Annotated in this window: 17 protein-coding genes; 7 read left to right on the forward strand and 10 right to left on the reverse strand. The window is 65.1% G+C overall.

Features of this window, described 5'->3' with window-relative positions:
- Nucleotide 1 precedes the first annotated feature (1 nt).
- From ACIQF4_RS07095 to ACIQF4_RS07135, 9 genes are all read right to left on the reverse strand, one after another.
- Entirely contained in the window at nucleotides 2-1,327 is a 1,326-nt protein-coding gene (locus ACIQF4_RS07095; protein WP_350004268.1) for an ABC transporter permease, read from the reverse strand.
- Nucleotides 1,324-2,700 (reverse strand): ABC transporter permease, encoded by a 1,377-nt coding sequence (locus ACIQF4_RS07100; RefSeq protein ID WP_400515269.1) that lies wholly within the window; start codon nucleotides 2,698-2,700, stop codon nucleotides 1,324-1,326. The genes ACIQF4_RS07095 and ACIQF4_RS07100 overlap by 4 nt, the downstream gene beginning before the upstream one ends.
- A complete protein-coding gene (locus ACIQF4_RS07105; protein ID WP_400515267.1) occupies nucleotides 2,693-4,273 on the reverse strand; it encodes an ABC transporter ATP-binding protein in 1,581 nt (526 codons plus the stop codon). Before ACIQF4_RS07105 ends, ACIQF4_RS07100 begins: the two co-directional genes overlap by 8 nt.
- A gap of 177 nt (nucleotides 4,274-4,450) precedes the next feature.
- The gene (locus tag ACIQF4_RS07110) at nucleotides 4,451-5,521 is read right to left on the reverse strand and encodes a BMP family protein (protein ID WP_400515500.1); all 1,071 of its coding nucleotides are present in this window, start codon (nucleotides 5,519-5,521) and stop codon (nucleotides 4,451-4,453) included.
- A 288-nt stretch (nucleotides 5,522-5,809) separates the two neighbouring features.
- Complete coding sequence (locus ACIQF4_RS07115) at nucleotides 5,810-6,826, reverse strand: NADP-dependent oxidoreductase (protein ID WP_400515265.1); 1,017 nt, start codon at nucleotides 6,824-6,826, stop codon at nucleotides 5,810-5,812.
- On the reverse strand, nucleotides 6,823-7,251 hold the full coding sequence (locus ACIQF4_RS07120; protein ID WP_400515263.1) for an organic hydroperoxide resistance protein: 429 nt from the start codon (nucleotides 7,249-7,251) through the stop codon (nucleotides 6,823-6,825). The genes ACIQF4_RS07115 and ACIQF4_RS07120 overlap by 4 nt, the downstream gene beginning before the upstream one ends.
- Before the next feature lie 46 nt (nucleotides 7,252-7,297).
- The gene (locus tag ACIQF4_RS07125; RefSeq protein ID WP_400515261.1) at nucleotides 7,298-7,732 is read right to left on the reverse strand and encodes a MarR family winged helix-turn-helix transcriptional regulator; all 435 of its coding nucleotides are present in this window, start codon (nucleotides 7,730-7,732) and stop codon (nucleotides 7,298-7,300) included.
- 101 nt (nucleotides 7,733-7,833) lie between these two features.
- The gene (locus ACIQF4_RS07130) at nucleotides 7,834-9,033 is read right to left on the reverse strand and encodes an amidohydrolase (protein ID WP_400515259.1); all 1,200 of its coding nucleotides are present in this window, start codon (nucleotides 9,031-9,033) and stop codon (nucleotides 7,834-7,836) included.
- Between the two features lie 56 nt (nucleotides 9,034-9,089).
- Entirely contained in the window at nucleotides 9,090-10,223 is a 1,134-nt protein-coding gene (locus tag ACIQF4_RS07135) for a mannose-1-phosphate guanylyltransferase (protein WP_231457912.1), read from the reverse strand.
- A 284-nt stretch (nucleotides 10,224-10,507) separates the two neighbouring features.
- On the opposite strand from ACIQF4_RS07135, the gene sdhC reads away from it, so the two are divergent.
- From sdhC to ACIQF4_RS07160, 5 genes are all read left to right on the forward strand, one after another.
- On the forward strand, nucleotides 10,508-10,888 hold the full coding sequence (gene sdhC, locus ACIQF4_RS07140) for a succinate dehydrogenase, cytochrome b556 subunit (protein WP_074446982.1): 381 nt from the start codon (nucleotides 10,508-10,510) through the stop codon (nucleotides 10,886-10,888).
- Nucleotides 10,889-10,891: 3 nt separating this feature from the next.
- Complete coding sequence (locus ACIQF4_RS07145; protein WP_231457913.1) at nucleotides 10,892-11,353, forward strand: succinate dehydrogenase hydrophobic membrane anchor subunit; 462 nt, start codon at nucleotides 10,892-10,894, stop codon at nucleotides 11,351-11,353.
- 108 nt (nucleotides 11,354-11,461) lie between these two features.
- Complete coding sequence (sdhA, locus tag ACIQF4_RS07150; protein WP_400515256.1) at nucleotides 11,462-13,261, forward strand: succinate dehydrogenase flavoprotein subunit; 1,800 nt, start codon at nucleotides 11,462-11,464, stop codon at nucleotides 13,259-13,261.
- Nucleotide 13,262: 1 nt separating this feature from the next.
- Nucleotides 13,263-14,045: a succinate dehydrogenase iron-sulfur subunit gene (locus ACIQF4_RS07155; RefSeq protein ID WP_400515254.1), complete on the forward strand. Its 783-nt coding sequence runs from the start codon at nucleotides 13,263-13,265 to the stop codon at nucleotides 14,043-14,045.
- Between the two features lie 151 nt (nucleotides 14,046-14,196).
- On the forward strand, nucleotides 14,197-14,967 hold the full coding sequence (locus tag ACIQF4_RS07160) for a S9 family peptidase (protein ID WP_231455909.1): 771 nt from the start codon (nucleotides 14,197-14,199) through the stop codon (nucleotides 14,965-14,967).
- A gap of 71 nt (nucleotides 14,968-15,038) precedes the next feature.
- On the opposite strand, the gene ACIQF4_RS07165 is transcribed toward ACIQF4_RS07160, so the two are convergent.
- Nucleotides 15,039-16,340 carry an ABC transporter substrate-binding protein gene (locus ACIQF4_RS07165; RefSeq protein WP_400515251.1) on the reverse strand — a complete coding sequence of 434 codons (1,302 nt, stop codon included), beginning with the start codon at nucleotides 16,338-16,340 and terminating at the stop codon, nucleotides 15,039-15,041.
- Nucleotides 16,341-16,462: 122 nt separating this feature from the next.
- Between ACIQF4_RS07165 and ACIQF4_RS07170 the strand changes: the two genes are divergently transcribed.
- Together ACIQF4_RS07170 and ACIQF4_RS07175 are read left to right on the forward strand one after the other, a co-directional pair.
- Nucleotides 16,463-17,410 carry a glycoside hydrolase family 43 protein gene (locus ACIQF4_RS07170; RefSeq protein ID WP_400515249.1) on the forward strand — a complete coding sequence of 316 codons (948 nt, stop codon included), beginning with the start codon at nucleotides 16,463-16,465 and terminating at the stop codon, nucleotides 17,408-17,410.
- A 188-nt stretch (nucleotides 17,411-17,598) separates the two neighbouring features.
- On the forward strand, nucleotides 17,599-19,710 hold the full coding sequence (locus ACIQF4_RS07175; protein ID WP_400515498.1) for a hypothetical protein: 2,112 nt from the start codon (nucleotides 17,599-17,601) through the stop codon (nucleotides 19,708-19,710).
- Nucleotides 19,711-19,732: the final 22 nt, after the last annotated feature.

The raw sequence follows: 19,732 nt of genomic DNA on the forward strand, positions 1-19,732 counted from the left end.
GTCAGCCTTTGACATACGGAATGCCGCTGGCAGCTGGTCCCCTGGATTTACCCACCAGCCCTGCCACCGCCAGGACCGTCACCAGGTACGGGAGCATGGCCATGAACTGGCTGGGAACCGGAGTGCCGATAATGGTGACGATGCTCTGCAGGTTGTCCGCGAATCCGAACAGCAGCGCGGCGAAGAAAGCCCCGATCGGGTTCCACCGGCCAAAGATCAGGGCCGCCAGGGCAATAAAGCCACGGCCGCCGGAGATCTCCTTGGTGAAGCTGTCGATGGCCACCAGGGTAAAGAAGGACCCGCCAATGCCGGCCACTGCCCCGCCAAGGGTGACGTTCCAGAACCGGGTGGCGTTCACGTTGATGCCCAGGGTGTCCGCCGCCTGCGGGTGCTCGCCCACCGCCCGCACGCGCAGTCCCCACCGGGTTTTGAAGAGGCCCACCCAGACCACCAGGACCGCGATGTACATCAGGTAGCCCACCAGGGACTGGCGGAACAGGATGGGGCCGATCACCGGGATGCTGGACAGGACGGGAATTTCGATGATGTCCAGGCCGGGAGGTGAGTTGAACTGCGCCTTGTTGGCCTGCATCACGGTGCTGAACAGGAAGCCGGTCACGCCGGAGACCAGCACGTTCAGGACCACGCCGACGATGATCTGGTTGACCAGGTATTTGATGCTGAACAGTGCCAGCACCATGGAAACCACGGCACCTGCCACGGCGGCGGCCAGCAGCCCGATGAAGGGGTTCTGCGTCATGCTGGCGACGATCGCAGCGGTGAAAGCCCCGCCCAGCAGCTGGCCCTCAATGGCGATGTTCACCACGCCCACCCGCTCGCACAGGACGCCGGACAATGATCCGAAGACCAGCGGAACGGCCAGGGTGACTGAACCGGCGATGAGCCCGGCCAGCGAGATGCTGGGGGTCCGGGCGCCGCCCACCACCCAGATGAGGAACGCGGCCACGAACAGGACGATGAACGCCACGGTCAGCCAGCCCGGGACGGGCTTGTCCCTGGTTTTGAGGTAGATGGCGTAGGCCGCCAGTGCCAGCAGGAGGATGGACAGCACCAGGCCGCCAACGAAGGCGTTCACCTGGAGGGCCGGCAGCTGGAAAAAGTCGCTGCCCGTGGAGATTCCGAAGCTGGCGGTCTGGTTGGGTGCGAGCAGACCGAAGAACACCAGTGCGATGACCGCGAAGGCGGCCAGGAACACGGGTGTCTTCCAGCCCACCGGCTTGGCCGAGACAGTGGCGGCGGCAGCATCTTTGCCTGCGTTTCCGGGCTGCGGGTTACCGGGCCTGGATGAGGATACTGTCGTGCTCATGCTGCTGCACCTCCGGTGGTTGCTGCCTCGCGGGACTTGGCCGGGCGCGCGGGCTTCCGGCGCCTGGGGTTGAGGCCGAAGATGGCCCGGACCAGCGGCGGAGCCGCGATGAACAGGACAATGAGGGACTGGACCACCAGGACGATGTCGATGGGGGTTCCGGTCTGGATCTGCATCTGGACTGCTCCGGCACGGAAGGCGCCGAACAGGAGGCCCGCCGCGAAGGTGCCCCACGGCGTCGAACGTCCCAGGAGGGCAACTGTGATGGCGTCAAAACCATAGGTGGCCGCAACACCGTCGGTGAGGACCTTCTCCGTACCCGCAACCTGTGCCACGCCGGACATGCCGGCCAGCCCGCCGGCGATGGCCATGACCAGGATGGTGGAGCGGGACACGTTAATGCCCGCAGTCTGCGCTGCCTTGGGGTTTGCCCCCACCGCACGGAACTCGAAGCCCACAGTGGAGCGGTTCAGGAGCCACCACACCAGGACGGTGGCGGCTATGGCCAGGAGGAAGCCCAGGTGGAGCCGGTACTGGCTGCCGAAAATCTGCGGGTACACGGCGGTGGGGTCCAGGATGGGCGAGATCGGGTTCGACTCCCCTGGCCGCTGGAAGGCAGGAGTGTTGAGGAGGTACCGCAGGAAATACAGCGCGATGTAGTTGAACATGATGGTCAGGATGACCTCATGGGCACCGGTGCGGGCCTTGAGGACGCCCACGAGTCCGCCCCAAAAGGCACCGCCGATGATGCCGGCCACCAGGACCAGGAGCAAGTGCAGGCCCATCGGCAGGTCGAGCGCGAACCCCACCCAGGCGGCGAGGATACCGGCCACGATGATCTGGCCCTGCGCACCGATGTTGAACAGACCCGCGCGGAAGGCCAGTGCCACACCCAGGCCGGCCGTGATGAGCGGGGTGGCGATGGTGAGGGTTTCCATGAAGGGCGCGAACTGGGCCGCCACCCCGTTGCCCCGCGGGTTGAAGACCGACCCTTGGAACAGGGCAATGTAGGACCGTGTGGCCGCGTTCCAGACGGCAGCCAGGAAATCGGTAGGCCGGGCGAAGAAGTACGTGGCCGTGGTGGCAACCTGCCTGTCCGTGCTGGCGATGAGCAGCCCGCCGATGACGAGGGCCAGCAGCACCGCCAGGACCGAAACCATGCCGCTGCCGGTGAAAATCTTCCGGAGCAGGGTATCGGGACCACCCGGGAGCTGGCCGCTTTGGGCCGTCGCGGGGACTGCCGACGGTTCCATGGCGCCGCCGGCGGTATCAACGGATGCGATCGCTGCGGTTTCCTCGGCAGCGGGTGTGGCCTGCGGCCGCCGGTCAGCGGGCTCGCCTCCGGCGTGTTTGGGTGATTGCTGGTCAGGCATGGTCGCCTCCTTCGGCGTCGGAGGTGCTCGCGGTGTCCGCGGCCTTTCGGGCGGGGATGGCCTGGGCATGTTCCTCTGGCGGGATGCCGGCCATCATGAGGCCCAGGACATCCCGGCTGGTGCCGGCCGGGACCACACCCACGAGCTTGCCCTTGTAGAGCACGGCAATCCGGTCGGCCAGTTCCATGACCTCGTCCAGTTCGGTGGAGATGATCATCACCGGCGTGCCCTGGTCCCGTTCTGCCACAATCCGCTTGTGCAGGAATTCGATGCTTCCCACGTCCACGCCGCGGGTGGGCTGGGAGGCAATGAACAGGCGAAGCGGGCGGGACAGCTCGCGGGCCATCACCACCTTCTGCTGGTTTCCGCCGGACAATGTTCCAGCGGCAAGTGCACCCGACGGGGTCCGGACATCGAACTCTTCGATCCGGGTCCTGGCATTCTCGAGCACCCTGGCAGGGCTCATGCTGATGCCCTTGGCAAAGGGGGGTTGGTCGTACCGGTCCAGGATCAGGTTCTCCGCAATCGAAAAGGTCCCGATCAGGCCGTCCACGGAGCGGTCCTCGGGGACGAAGCCGACGCCTGCATTCAGCACCTCTTTGACGCTGCGGCCCAGGAGTTCCTGACCGTCCAGCAGGATGGAACCGTGGACACGGTCCTGGAGGCCGAGGATGGCCTCGGTCAGTTCCGTCTGGCCGTTGCCCTGCACGCCGGCTACCGCAAGGATTTCTCCGCGGGCGATCTCGAGGCTGAGGCCGTCCACAATGTGCTGGCCGTTGGGGGCGATGACGGTAAGGTTCCGGACCTCGAACGTCTTTTCCTTGGGCTGTGCCGGGGCTTTGTCCAAGGTGAGGCTGACGGCGCGGCCCACCATCATGGACGCCAGTTCGGTGGTGGAGGCGGCCGGGTCGGCCGTTCCTACCACCTTGCCCCGCCGGATCACCGTGATGGTGTCCGAGACCGCCTTGACTTCCCGCAGCTTGTGCGAAATGAAGACGATGGACGTCCCGCCCGACTTGAGCTGCCGCATGATGTCCAGGAGTTCGTCGGTTTCCTGGGGTGTCAGGACGGCGGTGGGTTCGTCCAGGATGAGGACTTTGGCGTTGCGGACCAGCGCCTTGATGATTTCAACGCGCTGCTGGACGCCAACGGGCAGGTCCTCGACGAGGGCGTCGGGGTCAACGTCGAACCCGTACTGGTCCGAGATTTCCTTGATCCGGCGGCGCGTCTCGTCCAGGTTGAGGAAGCCGGCGGCCTTGGTGGGCTCGGCCCCGAGTGCCACGTTCTCCGCGACGGTGAAGACGGGAACCAGCATGAAGTGCTGGTGGACCATGCCGATGCCCGCCTCCATGGCGTCACCGGGCCCGCGGAAGGAAACAGGCTTGCCGTCAACCAGGATTTCGCCCTCGGACGGTTCATAAAGGCCGTACAGCACGTTCATGAGGGTGGACTTGCCGGCCCCGTTTTCACCCAGGAGACAGTGGATCTGTCCGGGCTCAACCACCACGTCGATGTGGTCGTTGGCAAGCAGGGCGCCAAAGCGTTTAGTGATCCCTCTGAGTTCAAGTTTCAAAACTCTGACCAATCTCGATGCGTCCAGTGATCGACCGGACGGGATATGTGGCTGCAGCACCAGCCTAGTGGGTGCAGTCCTGGGATACGCGGGCTGCCGTCCGGTGCGGGGCAGCCAGCAAAAAGCGCCACCGCCCGGCCAGTCGGTAACCGGCCGGGGGTGGCGCTCAGGCAGGGATCAGGCCTTCGGGCTTGCCGCGGATTCGACCTTCAGTTTCCCGTCGATGATGTCCTTCTTGATCTGCTCAAGCTCGGACTTCAGTTCTGCGGGGACCTGGGAGTCGAGGTCGTGGAACGGTGCCAGCTGGACGCCCTCGTTGGCCAGCGTGCCCACGTACGGGGTGTTGTCGAAGTTGCCTTCCTTGTCCTCCTTGACCACGTTCTCCACGGCGTCGCCCATCGTCTTCATGACGGAGGACAGCATGATGTCCTTGTAATCGGGAGCCGTGAGGTAGCCGTCGGAGTCAACCCAGATCAGCTTGACGTCCTTGCCGGCAGCCTTGGCTTCCTTGAGCGCGGAGCCGGCACCCTTGCCCACCGGACCGGCTACGGGCATGACGATATCCGCGCCCTGGTCCAGGAAGTTCTGGGTGAGCTGCTTGCCGACGTCCTGCTTCTCGAAGTCGCCGGTGAAGCTGCCGTCCTGGGCTTCCTTGTTCCAGCCAAGGAGTTTGACGTCCTTGCCCTTCTGCTCGTTGTAGTACTTGACGCCGTCCGCGTAGCCGTCCATGAAGATGGTGACAGTGGGAAGCTTGATGCCGCCGAAAGTGGCAACCGTGCCGGTCTTGGTGGTGCCGGCTGCGAGGTACCCGGCGAGGAACGCGGCCTGGGCGGTGTCGTAGATGATCGGCTTGACGTTGGCGATCGGCGTCTCGTAACCGAAGTCGACAATCGCGAAGTGGCTGTCCGGGTTGGCCTCAGCCTGTGCCTTGGTGGCGTCGCCCAGCAGGAACCCCACCGTGACGGTGAGGTCGCAGCCGGCGCTGACCATGGCGCGCAGGTTCGGCTCGAAGTCGTTGTTGGTCTTGGACTCAACCTGGTTGACCTTGATGCCCAGGTCGGTCTCGGCCTTCTTCAGACCCTCGTAGGAGGACTGGTTGAAGGACTGGTCATCGAACCCGCCGGAGTCGGAGACGATGCAGCCGGTGTAGTCGGTGGCTTCGGCCGTTGAGGTGCTCCCGGCTTCGGGTGCTGCGCCGCAGGCGGTCAACAGGAGCGCCGAAGCACCGAGGGTAGCCACGCCGGCCATTGAACCCCGTTTGAAGCTTGCACGCAGTGAGTTCTTCAATTTTCCTCCAGGATGAAGAGAGAGGCGCTACGGCTCGAATTCAATGAGTGTCCGTTTCTGCACTGAAATTCTGTTTTCACTGAGGGCACGCAGCACTGCGCCGGAGCGCACTGATGGCACCAACTTTAGTGGCCTGCGCCACGTGCCCGTAGCACGCCGGCGGGGTATCCCGAAGATTGTTTACAAGTTGTTACCAACCAGTAGGGGTGCCGCAGAAAAGCGGCACCCCTACTGGATGAACGAGGCCGGTCAGCCCTGGAGCCGGACCAGCATTTTTCCGGTGTTGGCACCGTCCAGGAGGTCCATGAAGGCCTGGGGAGCGTTCTCCAGGCCATCAACGATCGTCTCGTCGTACCGGACAGTACCGTCAGCCAGCCATCCCGCCATCTTCCCGGCGAATTCGGCGGCGTGCTGCCGCTGGCCGCCTACCAGGAATCCCCTGAGGGTCAGCTGCTTTCCGATGGCGAGCATCAGGTTGCGGGGCGCGGGGGTAGGTTCGGTCGAGTTGTACTGGGCTATGGCGCCGCACATGGCTACCCGTCCGCCCACGTTGAGGACGGACAGCGCCGCTTCAAGATGCTCCCCGCCCACGTTGTCGAAGTAGACATCGATGCCGTTGGGGCCGGCAGCGTTTTCCAGCTGCTCCCGCACCGGGCCGTCGTGGTAATCGAAGGCGGCGTCAAAGCCGAGCTCCAGCAGCCGGGCCACCTTTGCGGGCGAGCCCGCCGAGCCGATGACGCGCGAAGCGCCCATTGCCTTGGCAATCTGGCCCACCAGCGAGCCCACGGCTCCGGCCGCACCGGAGACGAACACCGCATCTCCCGGAGCGAACGCCGCAACTTTCAGCAGCCCTGCATAGGCCGTGAGTCCGGTCATGCCCAGGGCGCCCAGGAACGCGGACGCCGGCGCCAGCCCGGTGTCGGCGGTGGTGGCCGCATCTTCCTCAACCACCGCATACTCCCGCCAGCCAAGGGAATGCACGACGACGTCCCCTTCCTTGTGCCGGCTGGAACGGGAGGCCAGCACCTCGCCCACCGCGCCGCCGTCGAGCGCTTTGTCCAGGGCAAACGGAGCGGAATAGGACTTGACGTCATTCATGCGGCCCCGCATGTAGGGATCAACCGAGATGAACAGGTTCCGGACCAGGATCTGGCCGTCACCAAGTTCGGGCAGCGCAGATTCGGCCAGCCGGAAATTCTCCGGGACCGGGCGGCCCACCGGCCGTGAGGCCAGTTGGATTTCGCGGGTAACGGAAGGAAGGCTCATGCGGCGAACTCCAGGATCTTGATGTCTACGGAGATATTGCCGCGGGTTGCGTTGGAGTAGGGGCAGATCTGGTGCGCCTTGGCCACCAGCGCCTCGGCGGTGGCAAGGTCAAGCGCGGGCAGCGCAATCTCCAGCTCCGCGGCAAGTCCAAAGCCGGCGTCCCCGAGCTGGCCCAGGTGCACCTTCGCGGCTACGGCGGAGTCCGTCAGGTCGGCCTGTTCCTTGCGGCCAACCAGCCGGAGGGCAGAGTGGAAGCAGGCCGCATAGCCGGCGGCGAACAGCTGCTCAGGGTTGGTCCCCTGGCCGCTTCCGCCCAGTTCGACAGGGCTGGACAGGGTGACCTCCAGCTTTCCGTCGTTGGTCCGTGCAGTGCCGTCGCGTCCTTCGCCCGAAGCGAGGGCCTCGGCAGTGTAAAGAGGTTTCACGGGTTATCCGTCCTGTTGGTGGGTTGAAAGTTTCGGACCGGTGCTGTCAGTGCGCATCGTGCAGGGCGGCCGTCAGCCGGCCCAGCGTGTCGCGCAGCTGGTCGAGTTCCTCTGCCGTGAGCCCCGCAGCCTGCGCGAGCCGCTGCGGTATGGCACCGGCCCTGGCGCTCAGCTCCCGGCCGGCGGGGGTGAGATGGATGGCCACGCGGCGCTCATCCTCGCCGGACCGGCGCCGCTCACAGAGTCCCAGGGCCTCCAGCCGCTTCAGCAGCGGCGACAGGGTGCCGGAGTCCAGCCCGAGCTCTTCGCCGATCTCCTTCACGCCGCGGGGCTCGTTTTCCCACAGCACCAGCATCACGAGGTACTGGGGATAGGTCAGGCCCAGCTCCTCGAGGACCGGGCGGTACACCGCGGTGGCGGCCCGGGAGGCGGAATAGAGCGCAAAGCAGACCTGGTGGTCCAGCCTGGGTGCATCGGTCATGGAAAAAACGATAGTACACAAGTAAGTTGTGCACAACTTAAGTGCGGGGTGCAAGACGTTGATTGGGAGGAGAAAGCCCGACGACGGCGGGCGGCGCGGGCCTACCGGTGGCGGATGGTGCGCAGGGCCGCTGCGGTCAGGACCCGGATCCCCAGGCCGAGGGCCTGCTCGTCCACGATGTAGTCCCCGCGGTGCAGGTCATACTCTTCGCCGCCGGGAGTCTTGGTGCCCAGCCGCATCATGGCACCGGGAAGTTCGGCGAGGAACCAGGCGAAGTCCTCCCCGCCCATGGACTGCGGCGTGAGGACCACGGCATCTTCGCCGATTTCGGCGCGGGCGGCCGCCTCGATGATGGCGGTTTCGTGTTCGGAGTTGACCACCGGGGGGACTCCCCTGGTGTGCTCGAGCCGGACATCCACGCCGTAGGGTGCCGCTACCTGGTGGACCACCTCGTCCAGGAGCTCGCCGGCCTCGTGCCAGGCGTCGCGGTCCAGGCAGCGCATGGTTCCCGCCATGTAGCCCGTGCCGGGAATGGCGTTGGGTGCGGATCCTGCGGAGATCTGCCCCCAGACCACGGAAACTCCGCTGCGGACATCCACCCGGCGTGACAGGACGGCGGGCACGTTGACCGCGATCTGCGCCAGTGCGAACACCAGTTCCTCGGTCAGGTGCGGGCGGGAGGTGTGCCCGCCGCGCCCGGAAAGCTCTATGCGGATGGTGTCCGAGGCTGAGGTGATGGCACCGATGCGGGTACCGATCTTGCCCACCTCGATCCGCGGATCGCAGTGCAGTGCCAGGATCCGCGGAACTCCCTCCAGCACGCCCTGCTCGATGCAGGCGTGGGCGCCGCCGGGCATGGTTTCCTCGGCAGGCTGGAAGATGATGCGGACCGTGGCCCCCAGCGGCTCTTCCTGGTGCATCCGGTGCAATACCAGGGCGATGCCCAGCATTGTGGTGGTGTGGACGTCGTGGCCGCAGGCGTGGGTGACACCGTGGTTCCTCGAGGCGAAGGGAAGGCCTGTTTCCTCAATGATGGGCAGGGCGTCGATATCACCGCGCAGCGCTGTGGCGATGGGCCCCTCCCCCACGTCCACCGTGAGGCCGGTTCCCTCAAGGCGGCGGGGCGCGAGCCCCGCAGCCTCAAGCCGCTCGGCCAGCTTGTCCGTGGTGCGGAACTCCTTGAATGACAGTTCCGGATGCGCGTGCAGGTCCCGCCGGAAGTCGATCAGTTCCGGCAGGAGGGGCTCGAGCCAGGGAGCCACCAGGTCGGTAGGCTCGGCTTCAGTAGTGTAGTTGCGCACTGTTTCACTCTAGCGAGGGTCAGCTGATTACCGGCCATCACGGTCGCAGCGTTACATCAAAGGACGTCGGTGTCGCCGCTGGCCTTCAGGGCGTCGACGGCGGCCTTCACCCGCTGCGAGTTTGCCATGGTGGTCACCAGGAGTGCATCGGGTGTGTCAACGATGACGACGTCCTGGATCCCGATCAGGGCAATGACGCGCTTGGTGTCGGTAACCACTACACCGGAAGAGTTCTCCGTGAAGACGCGCGCGCCTTCACCCAGCACGGTGACGTCGTCGACTTCCTTGGCACTGTTGAGCCGGCCCACGGAGGCGAAGTCCCCCACGTCGTCCCAGCGGAAGGAACCGGGCACGACGGCGACGTCCCCGGCTTCGGCGGCGGGCTCGGCCACCGCGTAGTCGATGGCAATTTTCGGCAGGGTGGGCCATACCCGGGCGGTGACCTCGTCACGAGCGGGGGTGTCCCAGGCCTGGGCGATTTCCTGCAGGCCCCTGAACAGTTCGGGCTGGTTGGCTTCCAGGTGCTTGAGCAGAAGGGCAACCGGGGCAACAAACATTCCGGCGTTCCATACGTAGTTGCCGCTGTCCACGTACTGCTGGGCTACTTCCTCGTCCGGCTTTTCCACGAACTCCACCACGTCAAGTGCACTGGGGGCACCTTCGATGTGCAGTTCCTGGCCGGAGCGGATGTAGCCGAACCCCGTGGAGGGGTGGGTGGGCTTGATGCCGATGGTCACGATCTTGCCGGCCGCAGCTGTGTGGATTGCCTCGCGGACGGCCTGCTGGAAGAGGTGGTCCGGGCTGATCACCTGGTCAGCGGCGAATGAACCCATGATGGTGTCCGGATCGCGTTCGTGCAGGATAGCCGCTGCAAGGCCGATCGCGGCCGCGGAGTCCTTCGGCTCGGACTCGAGGACGAGGTCCGAATCGTGGAGTTCGGGGAGCTGGCGGCACACGGCGTCCCGGTGGGCTTTTCCGGTGACCACCAGCATCTTGCTGCCGGCGAGCGGATGCAGCCGGTCGTAGGTGGCGCGCAGGAGTGTACTGCCCGAGCCGGTGAGGTCGTGAAGGAATTTGGGAGCTGCGGCGCGTGACAGGGGCCAGAGGCGGGTCCCCACACCGCCGGCCGGGATCACCGCAATGAAGCGGTCAAGGGGTGATGCCGGGCTTGTCACTGTGTCTGTACTCATCACCGCCTACTTTAGCGGAACCCCGGCGCGCCGCTTCCGGCGGGACTTTACCGCCCCGGATCCGCCGTGACGCAACTGTGCACCGCGCACCCGCACGGGGCAGTGTGTCCTTTGTCTCATAAATTTGGAAGATCCGCGCCACTGCTGGTCACCAAGGAGCTCCTAAATTGAATAAGCTGTTAGCGGAGCCTAGATTTAGGCTCGAGCTACGAGTGCTCTCGCAGCAGGCGTTCCCCCCGCGTGGATCTCATGCCAGCGCCGCTGTGTTGCAGGGAGGTTTATCAGTGCCGACAAAACCAGCTGGCACCTTGTACCGCGGCCGTGAAGGCATGTGGTCCTGGGTAGGACACCGCATTACCGGTGTAGTGATCTTTTTCTTCTTGTTGGTCCACGTTTTGGACACCTCCTTGGTGCGTGTGTCTCCCGAGGCCTACACCGCCGTGATCGGTGCGTACAAGAACCCCCTTATGGCCCTGGGCGAGACCGGCCTTGTCGCTGCCATCGTTTTCCACGCGTTCAACGGCCTGCGCATCATTGCTGTTGACTTCTGGAAGAAGGGCGCCAAGTACCAGCGGCAGATGCTGTGGGCAGTCCTTGGCCTGTGGCTGGTCACCATGGTCGCCTTCTCCATCCGCCACCTGTCCCTCGCCCTGGGAGGTCACTAAGCCATGAGTGCAACAATCGAGAGCCCCCGCAGCGGGCGGATCGCCCCCCAGTACCGCCGTCACGGTGGCAGCAAGGGCAACTTCGAGATGATCGCCTGGCTCTTCATGCGCCTGTCCGGCGTGGTCCTGGTAGTCCTCATCTTCGGGCACCTCTTCGTGAACCTCCTTGTGGGGGAAGGCATCAAGGCCATCGACTTCGGTTTCGTGGCCGGCAAATGGGCTGACCCGTTCTGGCAGTTCTGGGACCTTGCGATGCTGTGGCTGGCCATGCTGCACGGAACCAACGGCGTGCGCACCATCATCAACGACTACGCAGAAAAGGACTCAACCCGCCGCTGGCTGAAGACCGTCCTTTACTCGGCCACGGTGGTCATCATCGTCCTGGGCACCCTGGTGATCTTCACCTTCGATCCCTGCCCCGTGGTTGACGGCGTTCCCCTGCCTGGCGGATTCTGCCCTGCCTAGCACCAGCACCACCCCGGGCCCGCGGGAATCTCCGCGGGCCCTGTTTTGCGGCGCAGGCAACGCCCGCCCGTTGTTTTATAGCGAATTTTGAGAGAAAGAGCATCTGGTATGCAGGTCCATAAGTACGACGTCGTCATCGTCGGTGCCGGTGGCGCCGGCATGCGCGCCGCGATCGAATCCGGTCAGCGCGCGCGCACAGCAGTACTGACCAAGCTCTACCCCACCCGCTCGCACACAGGTGCCGCGCAGGGTGGCATGTGTGCAGCACTCGCCAACGTCGAGGAAGACAACTGGGAGTGGCACACGTTCGACACCATCAAGGGCGGGGACTACCTGGTTGACCAGGACGCCGCCGAGGTCATGGCGAAGGAAGCCATCGACGCCGTGCTGGACCTGGAAAAGATGGGCCTGCCGTTCAACCGCACGCCCGAGGGCCGGATTGACCAGCGCCGCTTCGGCGGCCACACCCGCGACCACGGCAAGGCCCCGGTGCGCCGTGCCTGCTACGCCGCAGACCGCACCGGCCACATGATCCTGCAGACCCTGTACCAGAACTGCGTCAAGCACAACGTTGAGTTCTACAACGAGTACTACGTCCTGGACCTGCTGACCGTTGAAGAAGACGCTGTCCGCGAGGACGGCACGCCCTACAAGCAGAAGCGTGTTGCCGGCGTGGTGTCCTACGACCTCGCCTCCGGTGAACTGCACGTCTTCCAGGCCAAGTCCGTGGTGTTCGCCTCCGGCGGCGCGGGCAAGGTCTTCAAGACCACCTCCAACGCACACACCCTCACCGGTGACGGCATGGGCATCGCCTTCCGCCGCGGCATTCCCCTGGAGGACATGGAATTCTTCCAGTTCCACCCGACAGGCCTCGCCGGCCTGGGCATCCTGCTTTCCGAAGCCGCCCGTGGCGAGGGTGCCATCCTCCGCAACTCCGAGGGTGAGCGCTTCATGGAGCGCTACGCCCCCACCATCAAGGACCTGGCACCCCGCGACATCGTGGCCCGTTCCATGGCCAACGAGGTCCGCGAAGGCCGCGGCTGCGGCCCGAACAAGGACTACGTCCTCCTGGACCTCACGCACCTGGAGCCCGCGCACATCGATGCCAAGCTGCCGGACATCACCGAGTTCGCCCGCACCTACCTCGGCGTTGAGCCCTACACGGAGCCGGTCCCGGTGTTCCCGACGGCGCACTACGCCATGGGCGGCATCCCCACCAACATCACCACCGAGGTCCTGCAGGACAACGACACCGTGGTCCCCGGACTGTATGCAGCCGGCGAGGTGGCCTGCGTTTCGGTGCACGGCTCGAACCGCCTGGGCACCAACTCGCTGCTGGACATCAACGTGTTCGGCAAGCGCGCAGGCATCGCCGCGGCGGAGTATGCCAAGACGGCGGACTTCGTGGAACTGCCGGAGAACCCGCTGGCGTACACCACGGAACTGCTGGACATTGCCCGGAACGGCACCGGCGACGAAAAGGTGGCCGTGATCCGCAAGGAGCTCCAGGACACCATGGACGCCAACATGCAGGTGTTCCGCACGGCTGAAACCCTGAACCAGGTCCTGCGCGACATCGCCTCCTTCGAGGAGCGGTACAAGCGGATCAACGTCCAGGACAAGGGCAAGCGCTTCAACCTTGACCTGCTCGAAGCCGTTGAACTCGGGTTCCTGCTGGAACTGGCCAAGGTAATGACCGTTGCAGCCCTCTACCGCGAGGAATCCCGCGGCGGACACTTCCGCGAGGACTTCCCGGACCGCAACGACGAAAAATTCATGAAGCACTCCATGGCGTACAAGGATGACCACGCGCCGGCAGACGGATCGGCAGAGTCAATCGCCGGCATCCGCCTGGCCACCAAACCGGTCGTCTTTACCCGCTACGAGCCGATGGTGAGGAAGTACTAAGATGACCGCTGAAATCGCTGAGCCAGCCTCAAAGATTGAACTGCCTGCCGGCGTCGGCGGTGGCGGCGAGATCCCCACGTTCGATGTGCACATGCGCGTCCGCCGGTACAACCCGGAGGTTTCCGAGGAAGCCACTTGGGACGACTTCCATCTGACCATGTACGGCACGGACCGTGTGCTGGATGCCCTGCACAAGGTCAAGTGGGAAACCGACGGCACGCTCTCCTTCCGCCGCTCCTGCGCCCACGGTGTGTGCGGCTCGGACGCCATGCGCATCAATGGCCGCAACCGCCTTGCCTGCAAGACGCTGCTTAAGGATTTGGACACGTCCAAGCCCATCACGGTTGAGCCCATCAAGGGCCTGCCGGTGGAGAAGGACCTCATTGTGGACATGGAGCCCTTCTTCCAGTCCTACCGCGAGGTAATGCCGTTCCTGATCAACAAGGGACACGAGCCCACCCGGGAGCGCCTGCAGTCCGCCGAGGACCGTGAGCGCTTCGACGACACCACCAAGTGCATCCTCTGCGCGGCGTGCACGTCATCCTGCCCGGTCTTCTGGACCGACGGCCAGTACTTCGGCCCGGCCGCGATCGTCAACGCCCACCGCTTCATCTTCGATTCACGCGATGACGCCGGGGACATGCGCCTCGAAATCCTCAACGACAAGGAAGGCGTGTGGCGCTGCCGCACCACCTTCAACTGCTCCGAAGCATGCCCGCGCGGCATCCAGGTGACCCAGGCGATCGCCGAGGTCAAGCAGGCAATTCTCTCCCGCAAGGTCTGACAAGGGATTTAGCGGACGACGGCGCCGTCCCCCACTTAAGGGGGATGGCGCCGTCGTTGTTTCTCCCCACCCGCCCCCTGACCCCGCAGGCTCGGCCAGGGAACCCGGCGGCTGGGCCCACAGCCATCCGTACCAAACGAAAGGGGACGCCGTGTCCCGCTCCGAAAAGGTCACCTTCGAAGGCTCCACCGGTGAGACGCTCTCCGGCATCATCGATGTCCCGGAAGGGCCGGTCAAGGGCTGGGGTGTGTTTTCGCACGGCTTCACCCTTGGCAAGGACAGCCCTTCTGCGGCACGGATGTGCAAGGCACTGGCGGACAGCGGCGTGGGCATGCTGAGGTTCGACAACCTCGGCCTGGGCGGTTCGGCCGGTGAGTGGTCCGCGGGATCCTTCAGCCACAAGGTGGCGGACACCGTCAAGGCGGCCGAGTTCATGCGTGCCGAAGGGAAGCAGATTTCCCTGCTGGTGGGTCATTCCTTCGGCGGCGCGGCCGTACTGGCCGCCGCACGGGAGATCCCGGAGCTCGACGCCGTTGCCACCGTTGGTGCCCCCTTCTCGCCCAAGCATGTGGCACACGTCTTCGACGCCGCCCTGGACAAGATCCTGAGCGAGGGCAGTGCCGAAGTGGACCTTGGCGGGAAGCGTGTGGAGATCCGCAAGCACTTCGTGGAAGACCTCGAGAACGCGGACCTGACGGACTGCATCAAGCAGCTGCACAAGCCGCTGATGGTGCTCCACTCCCCCACGGACAACACTGTGGGAATCGAGAATGCCAGCACCATTTTCCAGACGGCCCGCCACCCCCGGAACTTCGTATCCCTCGAGGGAAGCGACCACCTCCTTACCGGAAAGGGCCAGGCGGCCCGGGCTGCCCGTATCATCGCGGCCTGGGCCGACCAGTACCTCGACGCCGGGCAATAACCGGCCTGCGGCTGCCTGCTGCCTGCTGCCTGCTGCCTGCTGCCTGCTGCCTGCTGCCTGCTGCCTGGACCCTACTTGCCGATCGCGGCATTGCTTTCGCTGATCCACTGCTCCGCAGCTTTCTCGGGCGAAAGCCGCTTGAACAGGACATCGGTGTTCATGCGGGCGGTGATCTCGGAAACCGCGGTGGAGCCGGTGGGTCCGATGTAAGTGGGGGCAAAGTCCATCTTGCCGATCTGGTCGATGTACTCGGCTTCCACCTTGCCCTGCGGCGTCAACAGGTCCTGGATTGCGGTACGCATGCCGGAGTTGCTGGGAACGCCGCGGTCGCTCTGGATGATCTTTGCGGCGGACTCGTTGTTGACCAGGAAGTCCACCAGCTTGGCCGCAGCCTCGGGGTGCTTGCTGCGGGCTGAAATTGTGTAGAACTGGGATGACTGGAGCCAGATGCCCGCGGTGGGCGTTTCGCCGGGGAGCTTGAGCAACTTCAAGTCCGCGCCGGAGGCCTTGCTGAGCGCGGACAGCGAGTTGCTCCAGGTGAGCATCATGCCGGCCTGGCCCATGCCCATCAGGGTCTGCTCAGTGCTGACATTCAGCTTCTCCACGGTTTCAGAGGCATTTGGTGCCGCCCCGGATTCGCTCAGTTTCAACGAGAAGTCGAAGTAGTCCTGGACAGTGTCCTTGTCCAGGCCCAGTTGGCCGTCCTGGGTGTAGAGGGATTCGCCGCGCTGGCGGGCAAAGGCGTCCAGTGAATCGTGCGTGAGGACCGTTGCTGTTCCGTAGGTGCCCTTCGGGCTCTTGGCCGTAATATCCGCCGCGGTCTTCGCGAAGTCGTCCCAGCTCCACGTGCTGTCATCCGGCAGCGGTACCCCGGCGGCGGCGAAAACAGCGGGATTGGCAACAATGGCCAGGGCGTTGGCTCCAGTGGAAACCCCGTACTGAGTGCCCTGCACCTGGCCATTCTCCAGCGCTCCGGGGTCCATCGCCGACAGGTCCAGGGATTCGCCGACCTCGGACAGGTCCAAGAGCGCGCCGCGGTTGGCGTACTCGGCAGGATAGGCCCCGCCCATGGTGATGACGTCCGGAGCATCGTTGGCGGCCACCTGCGTGGCAAGTTTGTCGAAGTAGCCGCTGATGTCGCCGTATTCCGGTTTCACCTTGATGTCCGGGTTGGCGGCCTCGAATTCCGCGATGGTCTTGGTGGTCAGCTGCGCCCGCCCCTCATTTCCCCACCATGAGAAACGAATTTCAACGGGCCCGTCCTGGGCCTCGTTGGACGGGGTACTGGAACAGGCAACCGTAACGCTCAGCAGGCTTACAGCTGCGAGGGCGGCAACGGATTTACGGACAGTCCGGAAAATCGTACGCTCCATTGGGTATGCTTCCTTGTACGTCAGAAAACGGTTTCGTGAAACGTATCAAGCTGCCGCCGACGGGTCAATAGCTTCCAGAAGCCCACAAGGGGGCGGCTGAGTAGGACCAGAGAATGGACGCCATGCCACAGCAGTTGAATGATATCCAGATTCGGGATCCCTTCGTCCTGCCGCTACCGGAGACCAACGAATACCTGCTGTTCGGAAGCACGGACCCCAACATCTGGTCCGGACCCGCCACGGGGTTCGACTGCTACCGCAGTTCGGATCTGGTCGGCTGGGACGGTCCAGTGCCGGCGTTCCGTCCCCCGCCCGGGTTTTGGAGCCAGGAGCAGTTCTGGGCCCCGGAAGTGCATCGCTACCAAGGCCGTTTCTTCATGTTCGCCACCTTCTACGCACCCGGACATTTCCGCGGCACACAGATACTTTCCGCGGACCGGCCCGAGGGCCCCTATACACCCTGGAGCAACGGGCCCGTGACTCCCCGGAACTGGCAGTGCCTCGACGGCACGCTGCACGTGGATGCTGGCGGCGCACCATGGATGGTCTTCTGCCACGAGTGGAAGCAGGTCCACGACGGAACCGTCACGGCCCAGCGGCTGACCCCTGACCTCCGACAAGCCGAAGGCGCTCCCGTCCTCCTGTTCAGCGGTTCGGAAGCACCCTGGTCCCGCCCCCTGCAGGTTCCCTCAACAGCGAAACTGGAATTCCCGGTCTACGTCACCGACGGCCCCTACCTGCACCGTCTCAGCAATGGCGGCCTCATCATGCTGTGGTCGAGCTTCGGAGACCAGGGATACGCCATGGGCATCGCGCGCAGCGGGTCCGGTACGGTCCTGGGCCCATGGCACCAGGAGGACAAGCCCATATGGGGTACCGACGGCGGCCACGGCATGATCGCCAGGACCTTTGACGGACAGCTCCTCCTTACCCTGCATCAACCGAACAACAGCCCGCACGAGCGGGCTTCCTTCCATCACCTCAAAGAACTGGAGGACACCGTGGTCCTTGATCCCCCGGCAACAGTCGTCAGTAACAGCGGAACAGCTCCCGGAAGGCAGTCACGGTGAGCACTCCAACCAGCACCTCGCCGACCGCGCCGTCCCCAAAGGTGCCGTCCCCAAAGGTGCCGTCCCCAAACTTTCCCCAGGGCGGCCCCATTGACAGGAACGCACTCGTCCGGCGGCATAACGTCCACCAGCAGGCGCTCGACCCCCGGAGCCCGGTGTCAGTAGGCAACGGTGAATTCGCCTTCACAATGGACCTCACCGGCCTCCAATCACTCCCGGGTTCGTATCCCGTGGGAGCAAGGGATGACCTTCCACCCGGCACGCTCCTTGGCACGCAGGCCCAGTGGGCATGGCACTCCGTTCCTCCCGCCCAGACGTACGAGCTTTCGGGCTCCACGGTCCTCTACGACTCGCCGCGCGGACCCGTGCCTTACGTGGACATGGTGGGCGACATCGTCAACGACCGTGAGGCAGGCACGTCGGCCGCCGAAACCTGGCTGCGGGCCAACCCGCACCGCATTGACCTGGGACGCATCGGCTTCAGGCTGGTGGAGGCAGGACAAGACCGCGCCCTCACCGAAGACGATGTAACCAATGCCGAGCAGACGCTCGACCTCTGGACGGGGACAGTCACCAGCCGCTTCCTGCTCGCCGGGCACCCCGTGGCGGTCATGACCGCCTGCCACCCCGAACGGGACGAACTCGGCATTCGGGTGGAGTCGCGGAGCCTCCCGGACAGCCTGGCCATCACCATCGACTTCCCCTACGGTTCCGAAGCGTGGCACGACGCCGCCGACTGGACAAGCCAGGACGCCCACACCACAACGCTCGGGGAGCCTGCCGCGTCCGGGCTGCATGCCGGGTCCACAGCCTGGACCACCCGCCGCGAGCTCGATGACTCCCGCTACCAGGTTGTGATCACGGGACGCAGCCTCACCGTGGCGCAGACGGGGCAGCACCGTCTCCGAATCAGCCCCAACCCCTGCAGCGGCGAGGGCCAAGGCGTGATGGACCTGGCGGTTGCTTTCGCCTCCGCCGGGGACGGGGACTGTGTCCCCCGTGGTGACACCGGCGCAACCCTGGCCGCAGCACGGCAGGACGCGGGCACGACGGCCCGGCCCGCCGTCGTGCCTTCCGGCCCTGCCGGCCTCCCGGCAGGCAGCAGCGTGGCAGCCGCCTCCGAGGACTACTGGCCCGGGTTCTGGCTGTCCGGCGGCGCCATTGAGCTTGGAGCGACGAACGACCCCAGGGCCAAGGAGCTGGAGCGCAGGATCGTCCTCTCCCAGTACCTGACGGCCATCAATTGCTCCGGCTCCCTGCCTCCACAGGAAACCGGGCTGGTGTGCAATTCCTGGCGGGGCCGCTTCCATCTGGAGATGCACTGGTGGCACGCCGCGCACTTCGCCCACTGGAACCGGGTGGAGCTCCTCCTCCCGTCGCTGCGCTGGTACTCCACGGTGCTGGAGGCATCACGGCAGACCGCCAGGTCGCAGGGCTTCGACGGCGTCCGTTGGCCGAAGCAGGTAGGTCCGGACGGGAGGGAAAGTCCCAGCCCTATTGGCACCTTCCTGGTCTGGCAGCAGCCGCATCCCATCCACCTGGCGGAACTCGTCTACCGCGCCAACCCGTGCCGGGAAGTGCTCGAGGAGTTTGCGGAGATCGTTTTCGAATCCGCCATGTTCATGGCGAGCTTCGCCCACCGGACGCCTCGGGGCTTTGAACTCGGCCCGCCCCTGATTCCCGCCCAGGAGAGCTACGGCTCCATCCGGGCATCCGTCACCAATCCCACCTTCGAGCTGGCGTACTGGCAGTGGGCGCTTCGTGTTGCGGCCACCTGGCGGGACCGCTTAGGGCTTGAACCGGTTCCGGCGTGGCAGGAGGTGGCCGGGCAAATGGTGAAGCCACGGGTAATGGATGGCGTCTACGCTGCCATCGACGTGGAGCCCTTCACCATCAGGACAGACCATCCCTCGATGCTGTGCGCCCTCGGCGTCCTGCCCGAAACCGACCTGATCGATAAGGACATCATGCGGGCGACCCTCGCCGACGTCCTTGCCGACTGGGACTGGGACAGCACCTGGGGCTGGGACTACCCCGTACTGGCCATGACCGCCGCGCGCCTCGAGGACCCGGAGGCGGCTGTCAACGCCCTCCTGCTGGACGCCCGGAAGAACACAGTGCTGGCCAACGGGCACAACCGCCAGACCGACTCGCTGCCGCTGTACCTTCCCGGCAACGGCGGCCTGCTTGCCGCCACGGCCCTGATGGCCGCGGGCTGGGACGGCGGCCCGGACCGCCATGCCCCGGGATTCCCCACCGGCTGGACAGTGGCGTGGGAGGGGCTGGTGGCTGCGCCATAGCGCTCGTTCCCCGCAGCACGGC

It is taken from the genome of Pseudarthrobacter sp. NPDC092202 (genome assembly GCF_044755505.1).
Lineage (GTDB): Bacteria > Actinomycetota > Actinomycetes > Actinomycetales > Micrococcaceae > Arthrobacter.